Raw genomic sequence first — 8,375 nt, 5'->3', positions numbered from 1 at the left:
AGCTATCATTGTTGATGTGGAATTAGCGAAGACTCCTGCGGGAATGCGAGCCAGACGAGACCCCACAGCGTAGCGAGGAGGCTCGTTAGTTCGCCCGCGGAAAGCGAAGCTAATTCCACATCATGCAGAAAACAGTATTATTAATATTTGTATTTAAACACTTTTTCAGTACCCTAACTATAAATTCCTGCAGGGCTTTCAGCTAGAGCTTTTTCCGTATATGAATGAACATCACACGAACGAAATGCGAATGTATGAAATAATAAAAAGAATCATGAACAAGTCATGATTCTTAAAAGAGTTTTAAGATAAAAGTAGAAGAGGAATGTAGATGTTTAATGAGAATGAAGGGCTTCTGCAAACCTTTTGATTCCTTCGTCGATTGAGTCTTCATCTTCCCTTGCAAAAGTAAAACGGATGAAATCCTTTTTAGAACCCATTGTTGAACCAGGAACATAAATTACTCCCCTTTTAATACACTCCTCTAGTAATTGGATTTCATTAAAGTCTTTTTTTATCCTGCACCATATATGAATGCCTCCTTGTGGAACAGAAAATTCCACCTGATCCTTTAAATAAAACTTAAGGCTTGTGACAATTTTATCTCTCCGCTTTTCTAATTCCTTTACTAACCTTCTTATATGGGAATGGAAATTTTCTGATTCCAAAAAATCATTGGCAATCCATTGTGTAAAGCTCGCGTGACCGAAGTCTATTTGTTGTTTTGCATCAGATAATCTTTCTATTACTGGTTTTGGTCCAATAATCCAACCAATTCTTAACCCAGCAGCAACAACTTTTGACAATGAGCTTATATATAAAACATTTCCGTTGACGTCCATTGATTTTAGTGTAGGGATTTTTTCTCCCGTAAAAGAAGTCAAACTATAAGGATCGTCTTCTACTATAGGAATTCCATGTTCATAGGATATGTCTAAAATAGCTTTCCGTTGCTTTTCGTTGAGTAAAGAACCCGTAGGATTTTGATAAGAAGGATTTAAAAATATCATTCTAATTCGATGTTTTTTATATAATGAGATCAAATCGTCCGGATTTACACCATCCTTATTGACAGATAGATTATAGGTTTTTAAGCCGGCAGATTTAAAAATAGGAAGATTATAGTTATATGAAGGGTCCTCTATCGCAACTGCATCTCCAGGCTTTAACAAACACTGAACTACTAAGTGTAAGGCTTGTTGTGCTCCAGATGTAATAAGGATTGAAGAAGGATTGGTTACAATTTCTAGATACTTTTTCACATGTTTTGTCAGAGTATCTCTTAGAATTGCGCTCCCCTGTGGATGATCGTATCCTAAGCTTCCAATAAAGGAACGTGTCGAAGTAATCTCTCTTAAGAAATTGATTGGGAAAAGATCTTCAGACAACTCTCCATTAGCTAAATTAATTAGTTTATGTTCAACTGCTTCTTTTCTTATTCTTTGTGTAACAGGTAAATTAGGTAAAAAAGAACCCGCCTCAATATACCTATTCCAGCTTGGAATACGTTTCTTGGTAATCCCCCATATATCTTTACTGATGATAGTGCCACTTCCTCTATTTCTTTGAATCAAGCCAATTGATTCCAACTCGTCATATGCAGCAATCACTGTGCTTCTATTTACATTTAGTTCTTTGGCTAAATACCTTTCAGACGGTAATGGTTTGTCAGGTGGAAATGTACCATCTGCTATTCCATTTTCAATATATTCAGCAAGTTGTTTATATATAGCTTTTTTTGCTTCTCGATCTGGTTTCCAATCCATATATAACACTCCTTATTATTTTAAAATAGCAATCCATTTTAAATATTAAATTCTAAAGTAAGTTCATTCATAAATAACCATCCATTTAATTAGTATTTTAACCAACCACTTTCATATTTAGGCTCTTTTTAATATATTTTCATCACTTAAAGCCCCATATTGTGAGGATTTTATCAACTTTAAATAAACCCAAAATTATTTTTCTCGTTTTAGAACATTTTGTGATAGATTTCATATTTTCTTGCCTTTCAAATCTTGTGCAACTAATATGAAAATCAATTGTGAATCAAATTCCATTCAAACCCATTAATAGCCTAAATATCACTTCCATGAATATTTGAAAGGGGTTTGTCTATGAAAAAAAGATGGATCAGTTTAATAAGCCTTTTCACTATTGTCACTTTATTAACAGGGTGTGACCCATTGTTAGTATTGGATCCAAAGGGACCTCAAGGTCAAATACAAGCTAAAGATATCATGCTATCGATTTGGATTATGTCCTTTATCGTTATCATTGTTTTCGTAATCTTAGCTTATATGTTAATTAAATTCCGCGCATCTAAACAAAGTGCAGATTATAAACCTCCTTACATTAAAGGGAGTACAAAGGTTGAAATAATTTGCGTCGGAATCCCAGTATTGATCGTAACATTTCTATCAATTATTTCAGTTCAAAGCAACTATAAAGTAGAATCAGCACCAGAAATATACAAGGACAAAGAACCACTTATCATTTATGCTGCAACATCAAACTGGAAATGGCATTTTAGTTATCCTGAAGAAAATATTGAAACAGTTAACTATTTGTATATTCCTGTCGACCGTCCGATTGAGTTTAAACTCTACTCATTTGGGCCTATTACAAGTTTCTGGATCCCACAACTCGGCGGTCAAAAATATGCAATGTCAGATATGGTTAATACATTGCATTTAGCTGCGAACACACCAGGTGAGTATATGGGAAGAAATGCAAGTTTTAGTGGTAAAGGGTTCGCTGAAAATACTTTTAAAGTTGAAGCAGTGAATCAGGAAAAATTTGATAGCTGGGTAAAGAAAGTTAAAAATACATCTCAAGAAATAACAGAAGAGAAATTTGATACTTTACTTAAGCCAGGTCATGTTGGTGAAGCTTCGTTTAATGGAACTCACTTAACTTTTCGTCCTGCACCAGACGGTGAAAATGGCGAACAGTAAACAGATTTGCTAGTTCATCAGAATAAGAAGTTAATTCTATCTGATTATGAATGATCTAATCTATCATTAAATAATTAAAATTCCACTACTTTACTATACAACTCATCTGGAAAGGAGTATTAATCGTATGAATTTCTTCGAACGATTTGCTATACCACATCCAAGTCCAGCGATTTATGCATCAATGGTTGCTATTGGACTTACGGTTATAGCAATCATTGCAGGTTTAACTTATTTTAAAAAGTGGGGTTATCTATGGCGCGAATGGTTAACAACAGTTGATCATAAGCGAATTGGTATTATGTATTTAGTCTCTGCATTACTTATGCTTTTCCGTGGTGGAGCGGATGCGATTATGATACGAGCTCAACTGGCTGTACCAGAAAATAAGTTACTTGATGCTCAGCATTATAATGAAGTATTCACTACCCATGGGACTGTTATGATCATATTTATGGCTATGCCATTCATTATGGCATTTATGAACTTCGTTGTTCCACTTCAAATCGGAGCTCGAGACGTAGCTTTCCCTAGATTAAACGCATTAAGCTTTTGGTTATTCTTTATGGGAGCAATGCTCTTAAACATTTCTTTTGTCATTGGAGGTTCGCCTGATTCTGGTTGGACAAATTACTTCCCTCTAGCGAATAACGATTATAGTCAATCAGTAGGAACGAACTATTATTTGTTCGCTCTACAGATTTCTGGTATGGGTACATTAATGACTGGTATTAACATGATTACAACGATTCTTAAAATGAGAGCACCTGGTATGACATTAATGAAAATGCCAATGTTTACATGGTCTGCTTTAGTAGCTAATGTTATTATCGTTTTCGCTTTTCCTGTATTAACAATAGCACTTGTTATGGGGACTATGGACCGCTTATTTGGAACTAATTTCTTCTCAACAGTAAATGGTGGTATGGATATGCTTTGGGCCAATTTCTTCTGGGTCTGGGGACATCCTGAAGTTTATATACTAGTTTTACCACCATTCGGAATTTACAGTGAGATTATCGCCACTTTTTCTCGCCGAAACCTTTATGGATATAAGTCAATGGTTGGCTCAATGGTGATTATCTCCTTCCTATCATTCTTAGTATGGACACATCACTTTTTTACAATGGGACAAGGCGCTTTAACTAACAGCATCTTCTCCATTACAACAATGGCCATCGCTGTTCCGACAGGGGTTAAGATTTTCAACTGGTTATTTACACTTTGGCAAGGAAAAATTGTATTTACAACCCCAATGCTCTATTCATTACTATTTATCCCGACTTTTACCATAGGTGGAGTAACCGGGGTTATGCTTGGTATGTCAGCAGCTGACTATCAATATCATAATACAATGTTTCTGGTGGCACATTTCCATATGGTGATTATTCCTGGTGTTGTATTCGCTATGTTAGCAGGTTTACATTACTATTGGCCAAAAATGTTTGGCTTTATGCTAAATGAAAAAATCGGTAAATTGACAGCTTGGATAATCGCTATTAGTACACTAGTAGCGTTTATGCCAATGTTCTTCTCAGGTCTAGATGGACAAGCACGTCGTATGTACACATATTCTGAATCAACTGGTTTTGGAATATGGAATATGATTTCGTTTGTAGGTGCAATTGGTCTCGCAATTGGATTTGTCTTAATCGTCTACAACGTTTACTACAGTATTCGTTATGCATCAAGAGATATTAATTCAGATCCTTGGGATGCACGTTCTCTAGAGTGGGCTACGCCAAATCCTGTACCGTCATATAACTTTGCGATTTTACCACATGTTAACTCTACTGAAGCTTTTTGGGATGCTAAATATAATAATCATGATTTATTCCCAGGTAAGAATGAAGAAATTCATATGCCCAATAATAGCGGAGTTCCTTTTATATTAGGCTGTATTTTCTTTGTTTGGGGTTTTTCTTTTATATTCGGAATGTGGATTCCAACAATTATCTCTACGATTGGGATATTTGTATGCATGGCATTACGATCTTTAGAAAAAGATCACGGACATCACGTATCTGTAGAAGAAATAATAGAAACAGAAGCGAAATTGCGAGGTGCTAAATAATGAAGATTGATAAAACACTTCCACTCGAATATAGTACACAACAGAATCAATTAAATATTCTCGGTTTTTGGATTTTCCTTGGAGCCGAAATTATGCTTTTCGGAACGCTTTTTGCAGGATACTTTGTATTATTTGATCGAACTGGTAACGGTCCAACTGGGGCAGAAATTTTCGAAATTGTACCAGTTCTATTTGAAACATTTATCCTCCTAACAAGTAGTTTTACTATTGGATTAGCAATACATGCCATGCGCAATGGGAACAAGAAGTTAACGATAACATTCTTCATTATTACACTTCTTCTTGGTATCGGATTCTTAGGTTTTGAAGTTTCTGAGTTTGTTCACTACGTTCATATTGGTGCCGGATTACAAACAAGTGCTTTTACAGCTGTACTATTAACAACACTAGGTACTCATGGAGCTCACGTCACTTTTGGTACATTTTGGGGATTATTAATTATTCTACAACTTAAAAAACGTGGGTTGACACCAGAAACAACTAATAAATCGTTTATTTTCTCTCTTTATTGGCACTTTTTGGATGTCGTTTGGATCTTTATTTTCAGTTTTATTTACTTGAAAGGAATGGTCTAAAATGGAAAATATATTCCCTCGTAAACAAGTAATAGGTTTTGTACTTTCTATAATCCTAACTTTGATTGCTGTTAGTGTTTATTTTCTTGATGTATCCTTCCCATTTGTTATGACTATTTTACTTGTAACAGCATTTATTCAGGCAGCCCTTCAATTGGTTGTGTTTATGCATGCAGGTGAAACGAAAGATAAAGGAGCAATCTTTACAAACATTTATTACGCATTAATCATTGCTCTCGTTACAGTTTTCGGGACAATACTGTGTATGATTTGGGGATATATTTAATAAGTGCAAAGAGCGTATTTTGGTTATCTTTAGGTTAGATAAGTATAAATTTGAGATTAATTTAATATTAAAAGGACCACACATTTTAGACATCATCTCTACTATGTGTGGTTTTATTAATTTCTACTTAAACCACGAACACCGTTTGTTAGATATGCAGAATTTCTATTTTCCAATGCAATAGAAATCGTACAATCATTTTTGGAGAATAAATGAACTTCTTTTTATTCGGTTCAATAAATAGAAAATTATGGTATTATTTACATATAAATATTTTATTGGTATTTATAAATTACAGCTTATAGCAATGTGCGTTGAGAGGAGGTAAATGTGAAATGAAAGGCAAAAAAAAGAAGATATTATTTTTCACATTACTATCTGTTGCCATCATTCTTATACTTTTCTGGTCAATCGGTTTATTCAGACTTTGGACGAAAGGTATTGCATCCGTTGCAGACGACACCCATACATTTAATGATAAGAAAAGTCATATTTTAAATGGTGAATCCTCTATTGCCATCGACCTTTCAAAATTAGAAAGCAATATCGGGAAAGAATTATATAATGATGGGCATCACAAAATATATGTATCTTGGATTCATAAAACAAGTGAAGGATATGAAATCTTCTTTAGATCATGTGGTCAATATTCAATATCAAAAGCAACACTGATCTCAGGAATCCAACATGTTACACTAAATGAAAAAGAATCCACTGACTTAATCACAGCAAAAATGAAAGCACATTATAACGGCAAATCCTATATTAGTACTTGGTCCAAATTAGGGGGAATAAATTTTAAAGATGGCGATGAGTTTTCTTTCTATATTTTCCCGTATAATGCCTATGAAACAAAAGAAGTCACTTTAGATGAAGAAGGTATCGTCTATTTATCTGTTACTAACCTCTATAAGAATATTTGGAGTAAAAATTAGAGAGGTGTCTTAAAAGTCATTAAACACTTTTTTAGACACCACATGTTCTTATAAATGATTCTCTCTTCTGAGTTTCTTGTTTTAGAAAAGACTACATGTATTATCTCTTCATCATTTCTTCCAATCTTCTTTTTACTTCTGGCCAATCCTGAATTGTTACACTGTACATCACTGTGTTTCTTATTGTGCTGTCTTTACGAATCATATGATTACGTAAGATTCCTTCTTTATGAGCACCTATCCGTTCAATTGCTTTTTGAGAACGTAAATTTTCATGATCTGTTTTTATTTGAACTCGGTTCAGGTGTAAAACTTCAAAGCAATATTGAAGTAAAAGGTATTTACAATTTGTATTCACAGCAGTACGCCAATAAGTAGGCGTTAGCCAAGTGAAACCAATCTCTAATCGTTTATTCTTTGCATCGATATCCATAAACTTAGTTGAACCAATGATTGCATTTGTTTTTGGATCAATAACAACAAACGGGAATTCCACACCAATTTCTTTATTGGTAAGAGCATCTGTCATATATTTTTTCGTATCTTCCAAGTTTTCAATTGTAATTGATATATACGGCCAAATTTCAGGATAGGCCCCAACTGCAAATACACCTTCAATATCACTTTCCTCCATCGGTTTTAAAATAACTTGATCATTATGTAATGGGACAAACTCCATGTTCACTCACTCCTTTTCTCTAAACTAATTCATTTTTGGTATGTTTAACATAACCAATTTCATAATTTTAGGCCGTACCAATTGTTAGACTCATAACCATATGAATGTCAGCATTGTTTCAGTACATTTCTCAAAAAAATATAAAAAAAAATTTCAGCATCCTGAGAAGCTGAAATCTTTTTTGTGACAAAACATTATCGAATTGTTTTTAAAGCTGTAGACCACGGAATTAATTGATCTAACATTTGATTTACTGAGTCAGCTTGAACATCTTTTGGTTTGAAAACTGAACCGTTTTCAAAGTCAGTGAATAGTGATAATGCTGGATGAACGCGTACATCAGCTACTAATAATTCACCTAAAATACCACGTAAATGTTCTGCAGCACGAGCGCCACCAACTGAACCATATGATACGATACCTGCTGCTTTGTTATTCCATTCTTCACGTAAGTAATCTAATGCGTTTTTCAATGCACCTGTGATTGAGTGGTTGTATTCTTGTGCGATAAATACGAATCCATCACAAGCTCCAACTTTTTGTGACCAACCAGCTGCACCTGATGCATCTAATCCTGGTTCACCTAATAGTGGTAATTTGAATTCTGCGATATCAATAATTTCGTATTCTGCATCGCCGCGTTTGTCTGCTAATTCTTTTACCCATTGACCTACTTGCGGACTTACTCTACCTTCACGAGTTGAACCTAAAATGATACCAATTTTAACCATGTTATCTCCTCCAATTTGTTTTTCATCATTATTATTTCCAAATAAACTTTTAAAGAAACCCATTTTTAATTTTTCACCTCCTTAAAAGAATAATAATCAGATTTGGATGTTCCG

The 8,375-nt window shown here is 34.3% G+C and carries 8 protein-coding genes; 5 read left to right on the top strand and 3 right to left on the bottom strand.

Annotated elements, in window-relative coordinates:
• Nucleotides 1-335: 335 nt before the first annotated feature.
• Entirely contained in the window at nt 336-1,766 is a 1,431-nt protein-coding gene (locus ABE048_RS14260) for a PLP-dependent aminotransferase family protein (RefSeq protein WP_430311929.1), read from the bottom strand.
• Between the two features lie 354 nt (nt 1,767-2,120).
• Here ABE048_RS14260 and qoxA point away from each other — a divergent pair, with 354 nt between their 5' ends.
• The 5 genes from qoxA to ABE048_RS14235 all read left to right on the top strand — a co-directional run bounded on the left by qoxA (nt 2,121) and on the right by ABE048_RS14235 (nt 6,851).
• On the top strand, nt 2,121-2,960 hold the full coding sequence (gene qoxA / locus ABE048_RS14255) for a cytochrome aa3 quinol oxidase subunit II (protein WP_430311928.1): 840 nt from the start codon (nt 2,121-2,123) through the stop codon (nt 2,958-2,960).
• Nucleotides 2,961-3,087: 127 nt separating this feature from the next.
• Nucleotides 3,088-5,034 carry a cytochrome aa3 quinol oxidase subunit I gene (gene qoxB, locus ABE048_RS14250; protein WP_430311927.1) on the top strand — a complete coding sequence of 649 codons (1,947 nt, stop codon included), beginning with the start codon at nt 3,088-3,090 and terminating at the stop codon, nt 5,032-5,034.
• Complete coding sequence (gene qoxC, locus ABE048_RS14245; protein WP_430311926.1) at nt 5,034-5,630, top strand: cytochrome aa3 quinol oxidase subunit III; 597 nt, start codon at nt 5,034-5,036, stop codon at nt 5,628-5,630. The genes qoxB and qoxC overlap by 1 nt, the downstream gene beginning before the upstream one ends.
• Before the next feature lies 1 nt (nt 5,631).
• Entirely contained in the window at nt 5,632-5,916 is a 285-nt protein-coding gene (gene qoxD / locus ABE048_RS14240; protein WP_430311925.1) for a cytochrome aa3 quinol oxidase subunit IV, read from the top strand.
• A gap of 335 nt (nt 5,917-6,251) precedes the next feature.
• Entirely contained in the window at nt 6,252-6,851 is a 600-nt protein-coding gene (locus tag ABE048_RS14235; RefSeq protein ID WP_430311924.1) for a hypothetical protein, read from the top strand.
• 100 nt (nt 6,852-6,951) lie between these two features.
• On the opposite strand, the gene ABE048_RS14230 is transcribed toward ABE048_RS14235, so the two are convergent.
• The gene (locus tag ABE048_RS14230; protein ID WP_430311923.1) at nt 6,952-7,530 is read right to left on the bottom strand and encodes a GNAT family N-acetyltransferase; all 579 of its coding nucleotides are present in this window, start codon (nt 7,528-7,530) and stop codon (nt 6,952-6,954) included.
• A 194-nt stretch (nt 7,531-7,724) separates the two neighbouring features.
• The gene (locus tag ABE048_RS14225; RefSeq protein ID WP_430311922.1) at nt 7,725-8,324 is read right to left on the bottom strand and encodes an NADPH-dependent FMN reductase; all 600 of its coding nucleotides are present in this window, start codon (nt 8,322-8,324) and stop codon (nt 7,725-7,727) included.
• Nucleotides 8,325-8,375: the final 51 nt, after the last annotated feature.

The sequence above is a fragment of the Rummeliibacillus pycnus genome (assembly GCF_050459865.1).
GTDB lineage: Bacteria > Bacillota > Bacilli > Bacillales_A > Planococcaceae > Rummeliibacillus > Rummeliibacillus pycnus_B.
Note: the sequence above shows the minus strand (reverse complement) of the source record. Positions and strands in the feature narration are given on the sequence as shown.

Coding starts and splice junctions, on each gene's coding strand:
- ABE048_RS14260 (WP_430311929.1), bottom strand. CDS start 1,766: ATGGATTGGAAACCAGATCGAGAAGCAAAAAAAGCTATATATAAACAA.
- qoxA (WP_430311928.1), top strand. CDS start 2,121: ATGAAAAAAAGATGGATCAGTTTAATAAGCCTTTTCACTATTGTCACT.
- qoxB (WP_430311927.1), top strand. CDS start 3,088: ATGAATTTCTTCGAACGATTTGCTATACCACATCCAAGTCCAGCGATT.
- qoxC (WP_430311926.1), top strand. CDS start 5,034: ATGAAGATTGATAAAACACTTCCACTCGAATATAGTACACAACAGAAT.
- qoxD (WP_430311925.1), top strand. CDS start 5,632: ATGGAAAATATATTCCCTCGTAAACAAGTAATAGGTTTTGTACTTTCT.
- ABE048_RS14235 (WP_430311924.1), top strand. CDS start 6,252: ATGAAAGGCAAAAAAAAGAAGATATTATTTTTCACATTACTATCTGTT.
- ABE048_RS14230 (WP_430311923.1), bottom strand. CDS start 7,530: ATGGAGTTTGTCCCATTACATAATGATCAAGTTATTTTAAAACCGATG.
- ABE048_RS14225 (WP_430311922.1), bottom strand. CDS start 8,324: ATGGGTTTCTTTAAAAGTTTATTTGGAAATAATAATGATGAAAAACAA.